Origin of the sequence: Kocuria sp., assembly GCF_030530945.1 — a bacterium.
GTDB lineage: Bacteria > Actinomycetota > Actinomycetes > Actinomycetales > Micrococcaceae > Kocuria.
Genome location: NZ_JAUMTZ010000005.1, coordinates 1 through 15,539, shown reverse-complemented (window position 1 = coordinate 15,539; position 15,539 = coordinate 1). Strand labels below are relative to the sequence as shown.

17 protein-coding genes and 1 pseudogene are annotated in these 15,539 nt (G+C 72.0%); 9 read left to right on the top strand and 9 right to left on the bottom strand.

Annotated elements, in window-relative coordinates:
* Nucleotides 1–100: 100 nt before the first annotated feature.
* The 3 genes from Q4A22_RS06430 to Q4A22_RS06420 all read left to right on the top strand — a co-directional run bounded on the left by Q4A22_RS06430 (nt 101) and on the right by Q4A22_RS06420 (nt 2,206).
* Nucleotides 101–1,231 (top strand): glycerate kinase, encoded by a 1,131-nt coding sequence (locus tag Q4A22_RS06430; RefSeq protein ID WP_303177912.1) that lies wholly within the window; start codon nt 101–103, stop codon nt 1,229–1,231.
* A 103-nt stretch (nt 1,232–1,334) separates the two neighbouring features.
* Nucleotides 1,335–1,979, top strand: a complete 645-nt coding sequence (locus Q4A22_RS06425) for a hypothetical protein (RefSeq protein WP_303177911.1) — start codon at nt 1,335–1,337, stop codon at nt 1,977–1,979.
* Nucleotides 1,976–2,206: a hypothetical protein gene (locus Q4A22_RS06420; protein ID WP_303177910.1), complete on the top strand. Its 231-nt coding sequence runs from the start codon at nt 1,976–1,978 to the stop codon at nt 2,204–2,206. The genes Q4A22_RS06425 and Q4A22_RS06420 overlap by 4 nt, the downstream gene beginning before the upstream one ends.
* Before the next feature lie 338 nt (nt 2,207–2,544).
* Here the strand turns inward: Q4A22_RS06420 and Q4A22_RS06415 are convergent, their stop codons facing one another.
* Nucleotides 2,545–3,129: a nucleotidyl transferase AbiEii/AbiGii toxin family protein gene (locus Q4A22_RS06415; RefSeq protein ID WP_303177909.1), complete on the bottom strand. Its 585-nt coding sequence runs from the start codon at nt 3,127–3,129 to the stop codon at nt 2,545–2,547.
* Nucleotides 3,130–3,216: 87 nt separating this feature from the next.
* Nucleotides 3,217–3,951: a type IV toxin-antitoxin system AbiEi family antitoxin domain-containing protein gene (locus tag Q4A22_RS06410; protein ID WP_303177908.1), complete on the bottom strand. Its 735-nt coding sequence runs from the start codon at nt 3,949–3,951 to the stop codon at nt 3,217–3,219.
* A gap of 197 nt (nt 3,952–4,148) precedes the next feature.
* On the opposite strand from Q4A22_RS06410, the gene Q4A22_RS06405 reads away from it, so the two are divergent.
* From Q4A22_RS06405 to Q4A22_RS06390, 4 genes are all read left to right on the top strand, one after another.
* Nucleotides 4,149–4,979 carry a methyltransferase domain-containing protein gene (locus Q4A22_RS06405; protein WP_303177907.1) on the top strand — a complete coding sequence of 277 codons (831 nt, stop codon included), beginning with the start codon at nt 4,149–4,151 and terminating at the stop codon, nt 4,977–4,979.
* 161 nt (nt 4,980–5,140) lie between these two features.
* Entirely contained in the window at nt 5,141–5,971 is an 831-nt protein-coding gene (locus Q4A22_RS06400; protein WP_303177906.1) for a hypothetical protein, read from the top strand.
* 177 nt (nt 5,972–6,148) lie between these two features.
* On the top strand, nt 6,149–7,108 hold the full coding sequence (locus tag Q4A22_RS06395) for an aldo/keto reductase (protein WP_303177905.1): 960 nt from the start codon (nt 6,149–6,151) through the stop codon (nt 7,106–7,108).
* Between the two features lie 142 nt (nt 7,109–7,250).
* A complete protein-coding gene (locus Q4A22_RS06390; RefSeq protein ID WP_303177904.1) occupies nt 7,251–7,805 on the top strand; it encodes a type 1 glutamine amidotransferase domain-containing protein in 555 nt (184 codons plus the stop codon).
* A gap of 136 nt (nt 7,806–7,941) precedes the next feature.
* On the opposite strand, the gene Q4A22_RS06385 is transcribed toward Q4A22_RS06390, so the two are convergent.
* From Q4A22_RS06385 to Q4A22_RS06365, 5 genes are all read right to left on the bottom strand, one after another.
* Nucleotides 7,942–9,177, bottom strand: coding sequence for an MFS transporter (locus Q4A22_RS06385; protein ID WP_303177903.1), 1,236 nt, complete (start codon nt 9,175–9,177; stop codon nt 7,942–7,944).
* Between the two features lie 252 nt (nt 9,178–9,429).
* The gene (locus Q4A22_RS06380; RefSeq protein ID WP_303177902.1) at nt 9,430–9,894 is read right to left on the bottom strand and encodes an SRPBCC domain-containing protein; all 465 of its coding nucleotides are present in this window, start codon (nt 9,892–9,894) and stop codon (nt 9,430–9,432) included.
* A 63-nt stretch (nt 9,895–9,957) separates the two neighbouring features.
* The gene (locus Q4A22_RS06375; RefSeq protein WP_303177901.1) at nt 9,958–10,776 is read right to left on the bottom strand and encodes a glycosyltransferase family 2 protein; all 819 of its coding nucleotides are present in this window, start codon (nt 10,774–10,776) and stop codon (nt 9,958–9,960) included.
* Nucleotides 10,773–12,110, bottom strand: a complete 1,338-nt coding sequence (locus Q4A22_RS06370) for a bifunctional PIG-L family deacetylase/class I SAM-dependent methyltransferase (protein WP_303177900.1) — start codon at nt 12,108–12,110, stop codon at nt 10,773–10,775. Before Q4A22_RS06370 ends, Q4A22_RS06375 begins: the two co-directional genes overlap by 4 nt.
* Nucleotides 12,104–13,228 (bottom strand): acyl-CoA dehydrogenase family protein, encoded by a 1,125-nt coding sequence (locus tag Q4A22_RS06365; RefSeq protein WP_303177899.1) that lies wholly within the window; start codon nt 13,226–13,228, stop codon nt 12,104–12,106. The genes Q4A22_RS06370 and Q4A22_RS06365 overlap by 7 nt, the downstream gene beginning before the upstream one ends.
* A 57-nt stretch (nt 13,229–13,285) precedes the next feature.
* Between Q4A22_RS06365 and Q4A22_RS06360 the strand changes: the two genes are divergently transcribed.
* Nucleotides 13,286–13,576: a YciI family protein gene (locus Q4A22_RS06360; RefSeq protein ID WP_303177898.1), complete on the top strand. Its 291-nt coding sequence runs from the start codon at nt 13,286–13,288 to the stop codon at nt 13,574–13,576.
* Between the two features lie 59 nt (nt 13,577–13,635).
* Nucleotides 13,636–14,004, top strand: a complete 369-nt coding sequence (locus tag Q4A22_RS06355; RefSeq protein ID WP_303177897.1) for a GntR family transcriptional regulator — start codon at nt 13,636–13,638, stop codon at nt 14,002–14,004.
* A gap of 60 nt (nt 14,005–14,064) precedes the next feature.
* Here Q4A22_RS06355 and Q4A22_RS06350 read toward each other — a convergent pair whose 3' ends face one another.
* Nucleotides 14,065–15,288: a nitrate/nitrite transporter gene (locus tag Q4A22_RS06350; protein WP_303177896.1), complete on the bottom strand. Its 1,224-nt coding sequence runs from the start codon at nt 15,286–15,288 to the stop codon at nt 14,065–14,067.
* A gap of 70 nt (nt 15,289–15,358) precedes the next feature.
* Nucleotides 15,359–15,539, bottom strand: a pseudogene (locus Q4A22_RS06345) (respiratory nitrate reductase subunit gamma); the annotation flags it as partial.

Below are 15,539 nucleotides of genomic sequence, written 5' to 3'. Positions count from 1 at the left end.
AGCGGCGGCGTCGTCCGCGTCCGGCGTCGCTCGCTCTCCGCTTTCCCGTGGCACCCTGATCCGAGAGGAGCAGGGCACCCGACAACCCCAGGAGGTTTCCGTGCGCGTGGTCGTGGCACCGGACAAGTTCAAGGGCTCCGCGACCGCCCGCCAGGCGGCGGCAGAACTCGCGGCAGGCATCACCCAGGCGCGCCCGGACGCGGCCGTGGAGGTCCTGCCCATCGCGGACGGCGGGGAGGGCACGCTCGACGCCGCTCTGGAGGCGGGCTTCGAGCGTCACGACCTCACGGTCACGGGCCCCACCGGGGCGCCGGTCCGTGCCGCGTGGGCGCGGCGCGGAGACGAGGCCGTGGTGGAGATGTCGCTCGCCTCGGGCCTCGCGGCCCTCCCCCTGCGCGAGGGCCATCCCGACCTCGCGGCCCGCACCGCCACGACCGTCGGCACCGGCGAGCTGATCGCCGCGGCGCTGGATGCCGGGTGCACGCGCTTGGTCCTGGGCGTGGGCGGCAGCGCGTCCACGGACGGCGGCGCGGGCATGCTCTCCGCGCTCGGGCTGCGCCTGCTCGACGACGCCGGAGACCCCCTTCCCCTCGGCGGCGCCGCGCTGGCGCGGCTGCACACGGTGGACGCCTCCGCTCTGCACCCGCAGCTCCGGGACACGGAGTTCGCGCTCGCGGCGGACGTGGACAACCCCCTGCTCGGCCCGCGCGGGGCAGCCGCGGTCTTCGGGCCTCAGAAGGGCGCCTCCCCGGCGGACGTGGCCGAGCTCGACGCCGCCCTGGCCGTGTTCCGCGACCGGCTCGCCCACGCCCTCGGGGAACCCGCCCGCACGGCCGCGGACGCACCCGGCGCGGGGGCGGCCGGCGGCGTCGGCTACGCGGCACTCGCGGTGCTGGGGGCCGAGCGCAGGGCGGGGATCGACGTGGTGCTCGACCTCGTGGGGCTCGACGCCGCCGCGGCGGGCGCGGACCTGCTGGTCACCGGCGAGGGCAGTCTGGACGAGCAGAGCCTCGGCGGGAAGGCACCCCTGGGTGTGCTCCGGGTGGGGCAGCGCCACGGGGTCCCCGTGGTGGCGGTGTGCGGGCGCAGCACGCTGGATGCGCAGACCCTGCGAACCACCGGGTTCGAGGCCGTGCACGAGCTGCGCGCCCTGGCCCCGGACGTAGAAACCTCCATGCGCGAGGCCCCGCGCCTGCTGCGGGAGGTGGGGAGGCGCATCGGGCGAGGGTGAAAGGGACTCATTCCTCATGAATCACCCTCCAGCATTCCTCTATATGTGTGGGGCACTTATCTGAGTGCAGAGTAGGCTTTTATCACCCCACGGAGGAGATGTGATGAGCACCGGCCGCAAAATCATGTGCGCAATTGCACTGGCTGTGGTGGTGCTCCTGATCGCCGCAGGGATCACGCTGTACGTCATCAATGCGAAGAACGGTTCGCGGAACCCGCGCGCCACTGCCACGAGCTCCGCGCCCACTGCCGCTGCGTCGTGGAGCAGCCCGAATGAAGACCTCCAGCAGTCGGCGTCCCCGTCATACCGTTCCGCGGCACCCGAGGTGGCGGCGTCACCCTCGTCCACCGCCGTCGAAGCACCGGAGCCCTCAGCGACCAGCGCGCAGCCGTCCTCCGCACCAGCCACCGCCCCTCCGGCGGAGCACGCGCCCACCGCTGCCCCAACGTCCCCTGCGGCCCACCCCACGCCGTCCGGCGCCCGGAACACGGACCTCGTCGTCCCTCCGGGTCCCAGTGGGACCCCTCAGTGGAAGCAGTTGAACATCACCACGCCGGACGAGGCCATTGCCCTCGTCTCCAGGGTCGAGTTCAAGAACAACCCCGATTTCACCTACGCGGGTTTCCCCAACCAGGACGGCTCGTTCGAGGTCGTCGTGCGGTCCCGTTCGCTCCAGAAGGGCGGCGGGAGCGGAACGGTCGGAAGATACCGGGTGACGCGCGACGGAAACTTCACGTTGATTTCATGACCGCGCATCCCCATGCCAGCGAGGAGGCCGCCGTGAACGGTGAGACACCGTACGGCGTCAAGAAGTTCATCTACATCGCGGCTGCTCTCGCGATTGTGTGCAGCATCGTGAGCATCGTTTTGAAGCTCTCGGCGGGCAGCTCGGCGGGTCTCTTCTACTCGTACTCGACCATCGTGATCGCGGTGCTCTGCATCGTCCTCGTACGGATCAACCCCAACGCCAGGTGATGGTCCCGGGGCCGTAGCCCCCTGCCCATGCAGGTCAGCTCATCAAGTTCGGTGGTGTCGGCAGCTTCCATCAGCATCCGGCGTTCCTCCGTAGGGCAAGTGGCGGTGCGGCCCAGTCGAGGACATCGGGTGGAAGACCACCCGATCACGTGGCGGACTGACGAGGCATCGGGTCACAGCACTTCCACCGCATTCCTGCACATCTGGGGTTGCCCAGTGGGCCTGGGCAACGATCTTCTTCACGCCCCCTCCGCACGGCAAGAGCTGGCTCGGAGATTTCCCACCGGGAAAGTTCAAGAACTCCCCCAGGCGCGATTCTCCGGAGACCAGCGCATGCCCTAGACAAAGTGTTCAAGCACGGGGTCGAGGAAGGCCGCGGTGAGCTCCAGGGCCGCGTGGAACGTGAGGACGTCACCACAGGCTGGAACTCGACGTGCTGCTGCCGGGTACAGCCGGTCCCAGGTGTGTGGTGGAGCGAAGAAGGGGCTACCGGGAAGGCCACGGTGGGCCCATTCAGCCGCAATGGCCCGGGAGAGCTCAGGCCCGTCGATGTACTGGGTCCGCGCAAACACCACCAGGTCCACGCTGAAACGGTGGCGACGCGTCACCCCGCAGTAGGCATCGACCGACACCTTGCAGCCTTCGACACCCGACTGCAAGGTGCCCCCGGAAGCGACACGGGCCTCGGTGACAATGAATCTGAAGTGGTCACCGAGGTCGACGGCGACCGCCGTGCGCAACCTCGCGACCGCGTCCTCCAGGTTCGTCAGACCGACCAGCAGATCGACATCCTTGGTCGCGCGCGCATCGTGCACGCGGCTGAGCACCGCATTGCCGCCTTTCAGCACCCATTCGGCAGGGGAAGAGCTGAACACCCGCGCCAGAAAGCGATCGACAACGAACTGCCTGATGATCGCCTCCACGGCGATCCCCGAAACCCTGGCCTCCGTTTTCGCGCGCCCTGACCGCAGCCCAGAGGGCGTTGCCGTCTCGGTGGGGAAACTCCCCCTTCACTCTGCACCACCCGCCGAATCGGCGACCAGGACAAGTGGGAATTTCATGGCCCCGGTGTTCCCCTCTGCCTCTGGATGAATTGGTCTGCTCTCGAGGCCCAGGCCACTCCCTGTGAGCAGACTCTCGAGCAGCGCAGCCCCGTCCGGCTGGCCGTTCCTCCGCGCCAGCGGGTCCAGCACCGCCACCAGCTCGCCCTGAGAGGCCAGGTCCCTTCGTCGCATTTCGTCGATGATCTCAGCAACGTGCGAGGGATCGTGCCCGTCGCGCAGGAGATCTGCGGCGGTGCGGGCCGGCGTGGTCACCGGCAGGCCACCCACAATCGTCACGTCGCCAGTGTCCAAGACCGCCCGATGCAGGCGCAGACCCCGTCGGCTCTGTTTCCGACCGGGCACCGTGAGTTCAGGTTCGTCATCCAGGAGATCGCCCACGCCATGGAGAGTCGCCGCCGAGGTGTGGGAAACCACGCCCGATGCCATGGGATCCGCCAGCCGTTCCTCGGCGAGTTGCGCGGGATCAAGGGTCAGCCAGGCGACACGCAGGGGGGTCCGTTCGTCCACCGCCGCTGGGACGGCGTAGACACCCCTGTCGAGGCGGTCGAGCACGCCCGCCGCCGCGAGACGCGCCAGCTGCAGCCGGGTGATGCCTTCCGCTCCGGCCTGAGCCGTGGTGAGCAGACCCCACTGCCGTACTGCCAGTTCAGACACACGCGACACGACATCGAGGACTCCCATAACTGCAATTGTATCGCTTGGGTGATACAGCTGCAGCATAATGACCTCACGTGGTGTAGTTCACGATCGCCATCGCGGCACCCCTTGTTGCCCTCATGAAAATCGGCCCCGGGCTGGGTAGTACTCCGGGGCCAGCAGCTCGTCTCACCATGCGGTCCCGTCTTTTCCCGCTGACACCCGCGCCCTACCGTGCCTCCATGACCACCTCGCCCGACTCCGCCGCAACCCCTCGGTACAGCCACGGCCACCAGCTGGCGGTCCTGGCCTCCCACTCCACCCGCAGCGCCGCTGACAGCTGCGCCTACTTCCTCGACCGGCTCCGCCCGGGTCTGCGCATCCTCGACCTCGGGTGCGGTCCGGGTTCGATCACGCTGGACCTGGCCGAGATCGTGGGACCGGAGGGCCAGGTGGTGGGCGTGGACTTCTCCGCCGACGCCGTGGCCGCGGCCCGCGCGAGTGCCGAGTCGCGGGGCGACACGACCACCCGGTTCCTCGTGGCAGACCTCTTCGCGGTGCCCGTGGAACCGGGGTCCTTCGACGTGGTCCACGCCCACCAGGTGCTCCAGCACGTGCCCGACCCGGTCGCCATGCTGCGCGCCATGGCGGGCTACTGCGCACCGGGCGGCGTCGTCGCCTGTCGCGACGCCGACTACGGCGCCATGAGCTGGTACCCCCAGAGCGAGGGACTCGACCGGTGGCGGGACACCTACTGCGCGGGCGCCCGCGCGCTTGGAGGTGAGCCGGACGCCGGCCGTCGGCTGCGGGCGTGGGCGAACGCGGCAGGACTCACCGTCGAGAGCGTGGGCTCCTCCACCTGGACCTATGCCGACCCCGAGAGCGCCCGCTGGTGGGGCGGCTCCCAGGCGGAGCGCGTGCGGACGTCGAGCTTCGCGGCCCGGGCGCAGGAACAGGGCCTGTCCCGCGCCGAGGTGGAACGCATCGCGGACGTCTGGCAGAACTGGGGAAACTCCCCCGATGCCTGGTTCTGCATGCCCCACGGAGAGGTCGTCGCACGCGCCACCGTCTGACCGGCACCGACGCCGCCCGGGGCATCACGGCATCTGTCACCCGTCGTTCCGCGACCGTGGGGGAGCGCCTCCATGGCCCACGCTTCCTCCAGGTGATCGGAGATGATGTCGGCCCGCCCTGCGGGCCGTCGCCATCACCCCTCGCCGCCTATCCTCGGGGAGTGACCTCTCCGCATCCTGCCCCCATGCGCCCGGACGACCACGACGACGGGCCTCCGGCCGGCAGCCGCTACCAGCACCTGGACGGCGCGGCGGTCCGCGGTTCGGCAGCCACCCTGCAACGGCGGATCTACGCCCGCTTTCCCCGGCGCAGCCTGTGGGAGGTGGGAGGTGAGCTGATCGCCCTGGTGGACGAGGTGACGGAGGGCGGCGGCATCAGCAGGCGCCGGATCCGTTCGGCCCGCCTGCTCACACGGGTGGGTGTGCTCGCGGTGCTTCTGGTCTTCGGAACGGCCATCGCACTGGCCGCCGCGAGCATCTGGTCCGATCCCGAGGCGCTCGGCCCGGTGGACTGGCTGCCCCTCCTGGAGACCGTGGTCAACGATCTGGTCTTCGCGGGCATCGCCATCTTCTTCCTCCTCGCCGTACCCCAGCGCATGGAGCGCGCCCGCGTGCTGCGCGTGCTGCACCGGCTGCGCTCCCTCGCGCACGTGATCGACATGCACCAGCTGGTCAAGGTCCCCGAGCGGCTGCCGGACGTGCCGGGCGCCTCCGAGCGGACGGAGGGCGCGCCGTCGTCGTCGGGGGCTGCCGACGCTCAGACCGGCACCGGGCGGGGTGGGGACCTTGACATGACCCGCGCGGAGATGACCCAGTACCTGGACTACTGCACGGAGATGCTCTCGCTCGTGGGCAAGACGGCGGCGCTGTTCGCGGAGGACACCACGGACGGGGACGTGCTGGACGCGGTGGAGGGCATCGAGACCCTCACCTCGGACATGGCGCGGAAGGTGTGGCAGAAGATCGCGATCATCCAGGAGCAGGCGGCCTGAGGGCGCAGGCCGAACCCGCGGCGCGCCGAACCCCGCGCCCGGTGACGGGCCGGGCGCGCGACTCCGTCCACGCCCCTCCCCCGCCTGTTTGCTTGCCGGGGCAAGTGCTAGGGTCGCGAGCGCACCAGGGTCGCGTGATCGACCGCGCGGCCGCACCGCCACCGCAGGAGGCACACCATGGCCGCGCACACCCCGTCCGCCCGCATCCGGGGCATCCACCAGGAGATCTTCCCCCTGAACCTGGGCGGGAACACCTTCGGGTGGACCAGTGACGAGCAGACCTCGTTCGACGTCCTGGACGCCTTCACCGCCGCCGGGGGCAACTTCGTGGACACCGCGGACGTGTACTCCGCGTGGGCGCCCGGGCACTCGGGCGGGGAGTCCGAGACCGTGCTGGGCAACTGGCTGGCCCACCGCGGCAACCGCGACTCCGTGGTGGTCGCCACCAAGGTGGGCGTCCACCCCCAGCACCGGGGCCTCTCCCGGGACACCGTGAACGTGGCCCTGGAGGAGTCCCTGGACCGGCTGCAGACCGGGTACGTGGACCTCTACTACGCCCACTACGACGACGAGGACACTCCCATCGAGGAGCAGGTGGAGACCTTCCACGAGCTCGTGGACTCGGGCCGCGTGCACGCGGTGGGCCTGTCCAACTACTCGCCGCAGCGGATGCGGGAGTTCTTCACCGTGGCCCACGAGCGCGGCGCGAGCGTGCCCGCCGCGATCCAGCCGCAGTACAACCTGGTCCACCGCCGCGACTACGAGCGGGACTACGCCCCGCTGGCCAGGGAGTTCGACGCCGCCGTGCTCCCCTACTTCTCCCTGGCGTCCGGCTTCCTCACGGGCAAGTACCGCTCCGCGGAGGACCTCCGGGGCTCTGCACGCGAGCAGATGGCCGGGGAGTACGTCTCCGCGGCGGGCCTGGAGGTCGTGGACGCGCTCGTGGCCGTGGCGCAGCACCACCGCGCGGAGCCCGCCACGGTGGCCCTCGCCTGGCTGCTCGCCAAGGGGGTCACCGCCCCGATCGCCTCGGCCTCCACCACGTCGCAGCTGCCCGCGCTGCTGGCGGCGCCGTCCCTGCACCTCACCGAGGACGACGTCGCCGCGCTGGACCGCGCATCCCAGCCCTTCGCGTGAGGCGGGGGCGCCGCGCCCCGGCACGCTTCCCGGCGGCGTCGGGAACGTGTCGCTGACAGCGGAACCGGCCCCGGAACTCTTGCCGGACGCCGCTCCCCGGTGCCACAGTTGAACCATCACCCGATAGAAAGGACCCTTAGCAATGGCTGAACTGTCCGGCAAGAAGATCCTCCTCCTCACCAACAACCAGGGCGTGGAGCAGGACGAGCTGAAGGTGCCCGCGGAGAAGCTGCGCCAGGCCGGTGCGGAGGTCACCGTGGCCGCACCCGAGTCCGGCGAGGTGAAGTCCCTCGTGGGCGACTGGGACCTGGGCGAGACCTTCCCCGTGGACCAGACCATCTCTGCGGTGGACGAGTCCGAGTACGACCTCCTGCTGCTGCCCGGCGGCACCCTCAACGCGGACACCCTGCGCCTGGATGAGGACGCCCAGAAGATCGCGAAGGCCTTCGCCTCCTCCGGCCGTCCGGTGGCGTCCATCTGCCACGGCCCGTGGCTGCTCGTGGAGACCGGCCTGGTCAAGGGCAAGACCCTGACCTCGTACCAGTCCGTGAAGACGGACATCGTCAACGCGGGCGGCACCTGGGTGGACGAGTCCGCCAAGGTCTGCCCCGCCAACGGCTGGACGCTGATCACCTCCCGCAACCCCGGTGACCTGGACGCGTTCGTGGGCGCCATCGAGGAGCAGCTCACCGCCTGAGCCGCGCTCCCCGCACCACGACGGCGGGCCCCACCTTCCCGGTGGGGCCCGCCGTTTCCGTGTGACGGGCGGCCGCGCGGGTCAGCGGCCTCAGACCTCCCGGAGCGCGCAGACCAGCCGCCCGCCACAGCCCCTCCTATCCGACGCGCACCCCCTCACCCGCACGCGCCCGCGGAAGGAAGACCACCGCGAGCACCACGGCGGCGGCAATGAGCCCCACGATGCACAGCACCGCCCCGTTCCACCCCGCGGCGGTGAAGGGCACACCCACCGCGTAGCCGAGCACGGAGGAGCCGCCGTAGTAGAGCAGGGTGTACAGCGACGACGCCTGGGCGCGCCCCTCCGTGGCGAGGGCGGGCACCCACCCGTTGGCCACGGAGTGCGCGGCGAAGAAGCCGGCGGTGAAGACCAGCAGTCCCACAACGATCGCGGGCAACCACGGGACGGCGGTCAGGAGCAGCCCGGCAAGCATGATCAGCGCGGAGCCGATCAGCACCGGCTTCCTGCCGCGCCGGATCGCCAGACCCCCAGCCTTCGCCGAGGACCAGGTGCCGGAGAGATATGCCAGGAACAGCACCGAGATCACACTCTGAGGGACGTGGAACGGCTCCCCTCCCAGGTGGAAGCCGATGTAGTTGTAGACGGCCACGAACCCGCCCATCAGCAGGAACCCCTGCAGATAGAGCGTGAACAGGCGCGGGTCCCGGAGGTTGATCCACAGGTGGGCGAACAGGCCCTGTTCCCCGGTGAGACGGACGGGCTGGGGTGTGAACCCCCGCTGCCGCGGGGCGAGGACGATGAACACCACCGCGGCCACCGCCGCGATCAGTGCCACCACGGTGGTCCCCACGCGCCACCCGAAGAAGTCCGCGAGGGGCGCGGCCACGATGCGCCCCGACAGCCCGCCCAGGCTCGTCCCGGAGATGTAAGTCCCGGCCGCCAGGGCACCGTAGCGGGGGTTGACCTCTTCCGAGAGGTAGGCCATGGCCACCGCAGGGATCCCTCCGAGTGCCATGCCCTCCACGAAGCGCAGGGCCACGAGGGACTCGAACGTGGGCATCACGCCCATGACCACGCCCAGGCACGTGGCGGCGGAGACTGCGGCAACCATGGCCCGCCTCCTGCCCCACCGGTCCGAGACGAGCGACCACGGGATCACCCCCACGGCGAGACCCATGGTGGCTGCGGAGACCGCGAGGGCGGACCGGGCGGCGTCCACGTGCAGGTCCGCGGCCATGATAGGCAGCACGCCCTGCACCGAGTACAGCTGCGCGAACGTGGCCACTCCGGCGCACAGCAGCGCCACGAGGATGCGCCTGTACCCGGAGCTACCCCTGTCGTAGCCCTCCCACGCGCTGACTGACGATCCCATCCCGAGCCTCTCCGCTGTCCTCTGCCCACCGGGACTGCACGGCACCCCGGGTCCGGACCGGAACGTCGCCGCCCGGCCCGGCCAGGCTACGCCGGTGCGCCCGTCAGGTGCGGGGCCGTTCCCGCCACGGTGACCGGGCGCCGTCGTCCGCCGCGGCGCCTGCGTGCGGGCCCCGCACACGAGAACGCCCGCGCCCTCCCTCAGGAGAGCGCGGGCGAACGTGCCTGCGTGCGGAGCCGGAGCCCCGGGGTGTCAGGAGCCGGAGACGGCCGCGGCCAGCTTCTCCAGGGACTCCTTGAGCACGTCGGTGTCGAAGACCGGGAAGCTCACCTTCTTGAGGACGGCCGGGTTGACGTGCTCCCACGAGTACGTGAGGGTCACGTTGGTGCGGTCGGAGCCCTCGGGCTGGAGCTCGTACATCCACTCCCAGCCGTTGTCCTCCACGGAGGTGCCCTCCTGGCAGGGCTTCCAGGCGATGAGCTTGTCCTTCTCCAGCCCGGTGACGTGGTTCTCCATCTTGTAGTCCCCGCCCATGTGCTCGGCGTGCATGTTCATGACGAACACGTCGCCCACCTGCTGGATGCGCTGGTCGGAGCCGGAGACCACGGTGCCGGAGCCGTCGATCTGGGCGTGCTTGGCGGGCAGGGTCAGGATCTCGAAGATGTCCTTCGCCGGGGCGTCGATGAGGCGGCTGGCGTCGATGTGCGTGGCTTTCACGAAAATACCTCCCGTGTCGGTGTGCGTTCCGTGTTCACAGTAGTCAGAACCGGGGGTGGGGGTTCAAGCGTTTCCGCGAGGGGCGAAGTGCCGCGGGCTCCCGCTGCGCCCGGCCGGGCCCCGGTGCCCCATGGTTGGCGCCGGCCCCGGCTGCCCGGCGTCGGCCAACCGGGCCAGGCTCAGCAGGTGGTGGGCGAACCCCAGTTCGGCGCGCCCCTCCAGCCGCCCGGACGTGACCGCTCGGATCCGGTCCGTGGCCTCCACCCGCGCGCCCGCCGCGCGCAGCGCCGCCACGAGCGCCTCGTCCTCGCTGCACTCCACCGGCGGAAACCCGCCCGCCCGCTCGTAGCACCGGGCACGCACACCCATGTTCGCGGCGTGGATGTGCGGGTGGCCCTCCGCGAGCACGTGCTCGCTGCGCCACAGCCGCTGCACGGCCTCCGGGCACTCGGCGGGGTCCGGTTCCACGGTCCCCAGCACCGCGTCCACCCCGTGCGCCGCGCGCTCCACCTGGTGGGCCAGCCAGTTCTCGGGCACGGCGGTGTCCGCGTCCGTGGAGGCGAGCCACTCCGGGCCGGGCGTCCACGACAGCGCGTGCCGTGCCGCCGCGGCCCGCGCGCCACCGGCGCTGCGCCACCGCCCGCTCAGCACCTCCAGCCGCGCGGTGTCCTCGGCGAGGCACGACGCCGCCCACGCCCGCCGCGCCCGCTCCACCGTCCGGTCGGTGCACGAGTCCGCTGCCAGCACCACGCCCACGTGCGGCGGGTCCACCGGGGATCCGGCTCGGAGGTGGGCGATCGCCGCGGCCACCGAGGCCACGCACCGACCCACCCGCTCCTCCTCGTCGCAGGCAGGAACCACCACTGCGAGCCGCCGGATCACCCGCGCTCCCCGGGCACGGGCGCGAAGACCTCCAGCTCGAAGTCCGGCTCCCGGTGGCTCACCACGCGCCGCAGGTCCGGGCGGCGACGCGCCGCACGGTGCACGTCCGCGCCGTCCAGGGGCCAGTCCTCGATGGGATGGCGCCAGTGGCACAGCACCAGGTGCCCCTCCGGTGCCAGGGCAGTGGCGCAGCGCTCCAGCAGCTCGTCCCACTGCTCGGGCGAGCAGAAGTACCCCATCTCGCTCACCACCACCAGGTCCCGCGGCGCCCACTCGTCCCGCCAGCCCGCGGGCAGAACCGCGCACACGAGCTCGACGTTCGCGGCGCCGTGCTCCGCCAGCCGGGCGCGGGCGGTACGCAGGGCGACGTCGCTCGCGTCCACCGCCACCACGCTTCCCGCCCGGCGGGCCAGCTCCGCGGTCAGTGCACCCGTGGAGCAGCCCAGGTCCAGCACGCGCTCGTAGCGCGCCCGCGGGAGGCAGCCGAGGAGCACCTCACGCTTGCGCCGCTCGTACCAGGAGGTGTCCACGGCCCAGGGGTCCGCCGAGTCCGTGTGCACGCGGTCGAACACCGCCGCCTGGTCCGGCGCGGAGACCACGAAGTGCTCGACGTTCCGCGCGAAGTGCGCGAGGACGTGCTCGCCCAGCAGCACCTCGTCCCCGGGCTGGTGCGAGAGCGGGCGGACCTGCGTGGCGTGGTGCGCTAGCGCGTCCTGCTTGGCCCGCCGGTCCGCGTCCGCCAGCGGGACCCGCACCAGGCCGCGCGGCAGCCGGGAGGGTGAGCCCCAGTGCCAGTACCAGACGGGGAACTGCACGCAGCGCACCCCCCGGGCCCCCGCGGCGCGGGCGACGCTGCGGGCCAGGACCTCGTGGTCCGTGTGCCCGTCGTGCTCCCACGTGCAGACCACCAGAGGCTTCTCCCCCTGCTCCACCCACGCGACGTGCTCCGCCACGGGCTCTCGCAGCTGCTCCTCGGTGAGGGCGCCGTCCGTGAGACCGAGGTGGTGCGGGGTGACGCCCTCCCCCGCGAGCGCGCGGACCGCCCCGGCCATCTCCGCGCGGCGCAGCTCGGTGAGCCGGTGCGGGGTGTGCGTGGGGGACTCCGGGTGGGAGTTCTCCCCCAGGGTGGCCACCACCACGCGCACCTCGGTCCCCTGCCGGGCCAGCCGGTGCACGGTGCCGCCCGCGCCGAGGGTCTCGTCGTCCGGGTGCGCGGCGAACACCACGGCACGGTCCACGCCCGTGAGGTCCAGCTCTGGGGCGCGGCGCAGGGCGCCGCAGCGGGCCCAGTCCGCCTCGGGTGTTCCGGAATCCCTGTGGTCGAAGGTCACCACGGGGTGTCCTCCTCCTGCACGGAGTCCTGCGCCGTGTGTTCCGCGAGCTCCAGCAGGGACCGCCCCAGGGCGGCGGTGTCCCGCTCGGCGTGGTCCTGGCGGATGTACACCTGCAGGGACTCCACCCGCCGGATGTGGCCGGGATCCCCCGTGAGAGGTCCCGGTCCGGTGGCACGGGAGACCACGCGGATCACCTCCTCAGCGGCGTCCGCCACGGTGCGGCGCACCCGCAGGGCCCACGCGGCACCCCGCTGCCCGACGGCGTCGCCGCGGTCCACGGCCGCCGCGGCGCGCTCCAGCACCGCCCGGGCCGCCCCCAGGGTGAGGTCCAGCTGTCCCAGGGCGGTGAACGCGGCATCGTCCACGGGACGGCGCGGGTGGCGCAGCTGGGACCACAGCAGGTCCGCCACGGACTGCGCGCCACCCAGCCAGATGGCCGCCACGCCCATGCCGCCCCACGCAAAACCGGGGCGCGTCAGGTACCACTCGTCCGCGCCGAGCGGCTCGGCGGGAACCGCATCGAAGGCCACGGGCACGGTCACGACCTCCGCCAGACCGTGCGAGATCCACCGCGTCACGGGCTCGGGCTCGAACCCCGGGTGGTCGGTGGCCACCACGAACGCGCGGCGGTGGCCGGTGGGCTCACCGTTCTCGTCGCACACGTGGGCGGTGACCACGGCGCGGGTCACGGAGTCCGCGAGGGAGCACCACGGCTTGGTGCCGGTGAGGGTCCAGGCACGGGCACCGGCGGGCGCCCCGGCACCGGGCCCGGCGGCGTCGTCCGCGGTGGGAACGGCACGCAGGGGCTCACCGGGGCCCTCGGCGGCCCACACGGCCCAGGTGTGGCCCCCGGCGGCGAGGTCCTCACGCCCGGCCTGGCGCAGGATGGCCAGGGCGTCCAGATGGGGTTCGATGATCCGCGCGTGCGCGAGGTCGGTACGGCCCAGCGCACTCAGCTGCCGCCACAGCTCCCCCGTGGCGCCCTCCCCGGGCGGGGGGAGCTGGCGCCCGAGCACCCGGGCCCGCTCCAGTGCGTGGTGGACGAAGGTGCGGACGGCCTGCGGATCGGGTGTTGCGGCGGCCGGACGGGGAAGTTCTGCATGCGCGGACACGACCATAAGCCTACGTGCAGTGCGGACCACGGGGCTGGCAGAAGGCCGCCGTAGTCTGGGCCCATGACCGTCTACGTCGCCACCTTCAGCTACGCGGCCTCCTCGCAGGCCATGAGCTCGCTGCGCCCCGCCCGCTACGCCTACTTCCAGGGGCTCGAGGAGGAGGGCACACTCCTCGCGTCCGGCCAGCTGCTGGACGGCCCGTTCGGGGACGGCATGCTGGTGCTGGAGGCGCCCGACGAGGCCGCGGCCCGCCGCATCCTCGCCGAGGACCCGTTCGCGCGGGAGGGTCTCGTGGGGCGCCTGGATCTCGCCGCGTGGCACCCGAGCACCGGGGCGTGGCTGCGGGACTGAGCGCGCCGCCGTCGCCCGCTCCCGCTCTACGATGGGCGCAGACGACGAAAGGCGTGCCCATGTTCACGGTGGACCCCCACTCCCCCACCCCGGTGTACGAGCAGCTCGTGGAGTGCGTGCTGCGGGACGTGGCCGCCGGGGAGCTCACGGTGGGTGACCGCATCCCCCCGGTGCGAGCGCTCGCGGCGGAGCTCGGTCTCGCCGCCGGCACGGTGGCCAAGGCCTACCGGGAGATGGAGACCCGCGGGATCATCGAGACCCGCGGGCGCCGGGGCACGTTCGTGGCGCAGGGCCGCGACGAACGTGAGGCCGCCGCGGCGCGGGCCGCCGCCGCGTACCTGGACGTGGTCGCGGACCGGCTGCACTACACCCCCGAGGAGTCTGTGGCGCTGGTGGAGCGCGCCGCGGCCAGGCGGGCTCGGGGCTGAGGGCCCGCGGGCGGCCCCGTGGGCGCGGGTCTCAGGCCCCGCGGGACCCGCCCCCGCCGCTCAGTCCGCCCAGGTACGCCCGCCGTGGCGCACCACCAGTGAGAGCAGCAGTGCGGCGAGGCAGAACACAGCCAAGAGCGTGAGGCCCACGAAGTAGGAGTTGTTCTCGGCGTCGTAGGTGGCCCCCATGACCAGCGGCGGGAAGTAGCCCCCCAGCCCGCCGGCCGCGGCGATCACACCGCCCACCGTGCCCACGTTCTCGGCCGGGGTGGCCCGTCCCACCCACGCGAACACGCCGCCGGTACCCAGCCCCAGGAACAGGGCCATGAGCAGGAACAGCGGGCCGTAGACATGCTCCCCTGCGGGCTGGAAGGCCACGAGCACCGCCGTCACGATGGTCCCGGTCAGGGACAGCAGCGTGATGACCCTGGGCCCGAAGCGGTCCGCGAGCGTGCCGCCCACGGGCCGGGCGACCACGGCCGCCACCGCGAAGCCCGCGGTGCGGGTCCCCGCGGCGGTCGCGTCGTAGGAGTAGACGTTCGCCAGGTAGGTGGGCAGGTAGTTGGAGAACGCCACGAACGCGCCGAACACCACCGCGTAGAGGAAGCACAGCTGCCACGTGACCTTCAGCCCGAACGCAGCCCGGAGCTTCGGCACCATCGGCTCCACGGGAACGCCCGCCCGGGTGGGGGAGTCCCGCAGCAGCAGCCAGCACAGCACCGCGGCGGCCGCCACGACCACCGCGATGACCACGTGCGTGGTGAAGTACCCGGTGGCGGCCACGAGCCGCGGGGTGCAGAACGCGGAGACCGCCGTGCCCACCATGCCGGCCCCGAACACGCCGGTGGCGAAACCCTTGCGGTGGGACTCGTACCACGCCGAGCAGAACGGGATGCCGATCGCGAACACGGTGCCCGCGATCCCCAAGAAGAATGCCACCACCACCAGCAGCGGGAAGTTGTGCATCCCGCCCACGAACCCCGTGAGCAGCACCAGGGGGGCCGTGACGCCCAGGATCACGGTGAACATGACCCGTCCGCCGAACCTGTCCGTGAGGGCACCCACGGGCACCCGGGCGATCGACCCCACGAAGATCGGCATGGCCACCAGAATGGCGGTCTGCCCGGGGCTCAGGTGCATCTCGGTGGCATAGCGCCTGGAGAGCGGACCCACCACGGTCCACGCCCAGAACCCCACGGTGGAAGCCAGGGTGGCCAGGATCAGGTTCCGCAGCTGGCCCTGTTTCAAGTTCGGGGTGGCCCCGCTGGCATGAACGGTGGACATGGCTCTCCTCGGTGCAGTGCGCCGCAGCGCAGGGATGGGTTGGGAACGCCGGCTCGTTCCGGCGGGGAACTCACTTGGCGCGCGTGGAACCGGTGCGTGCGCGCGGAGGCCGCGTGCGGCGTCGTGAACTGGCCCTGTCCTGGGTGCCAATGGGCTCCCAGCCGCGGCGGACGCCCACGGAACCCGCGTGCGGCTGCGAGCCGCGGGAGCGGTACACGATGTACGGGCGGAACAGGTAGTGCACCGGCGCC

Bases quoted from the DNA above. Each gene is read 5' to 3' on its own strand.
- Q4A22_RS06425 (WP_303177911.1), top strand. From the start codon at position 1,335: ATGAGCACCGGCCGCAAAATCATGTGCGCAATTGCACTGGCTGTGGTG.
- Q4A22_RS06420 (WP_303177910.1), top strand. From the start codon at position 1,976: ATGACCGCGCATCCCCATGCCAGCGAGGAGGCCGCCGTGAACGGTGAG.
- Q4A22_RS06410 (WP_303177908.1), bottom strand. From the start codon at position 3,951: ATGGGAGTCCTCGATGTCGTGTCGCGTGTGTCTGAACTGGCAGTACGG.
- Q4A22_RS06405 (WP_303177907.1), top strand. From the start codon at position 4,149: ATGACCACCTCGCCCGACTCCGCCGCAACCCCTCGGTACAGCCACGGC.
- Q4A22_RS06395 (WP_303177905.1), top strand. From the start codon at position 6,149: ATGGCCGCGCACACCCCGTCCGCCCGCATCCGGGGCATCCACCAGGAG.
- Q4A22_RS06390 (WP_303177904.1), top strand. From the start codon at position 7,251: ATGGCTGAACTGTCCGGCAAGAAGATCCTCCTCCTCACCAACAACCAG.
- Q4A22_RS06385 (WP_303177903.1), bottom strand. From the start codon at position 9,177: ATGGGATCGTCAGTCAGCGCGTGGGAGGGCTACGACAGGGGTAGCTCC.
- Q4A22_RS06365 (WP_303177899.1), bottom strand. From the start codon at position 13,228: ATGGTCGTGTCCGCGCATGCAGAACTTCCCCGTCCGGCCGCCGCAACA.
- Q4A22_RS06360 (WP_303177898.1), top strand. From the start codon at position 13,286: ATGACCGTCTACGTCGCCACCTTCAGCTACGCGGCCTCCTCGCAGGCC.
- Q4A22_RS06355 (WP_303177897.1), top strand. From the start codon at position 13,636: ATGTTCACGGTGGACCCCCACTCCCCCACCCCGGTGTACGAGCAGCTC.
- Q4A22_RS06350 (WP_303177896.1), bottom strand. From the start codon at position 15,288: ATGTCCACCGTTCATGCCAGCGGGGCCACCCCGAACTTGAAACAGGGC.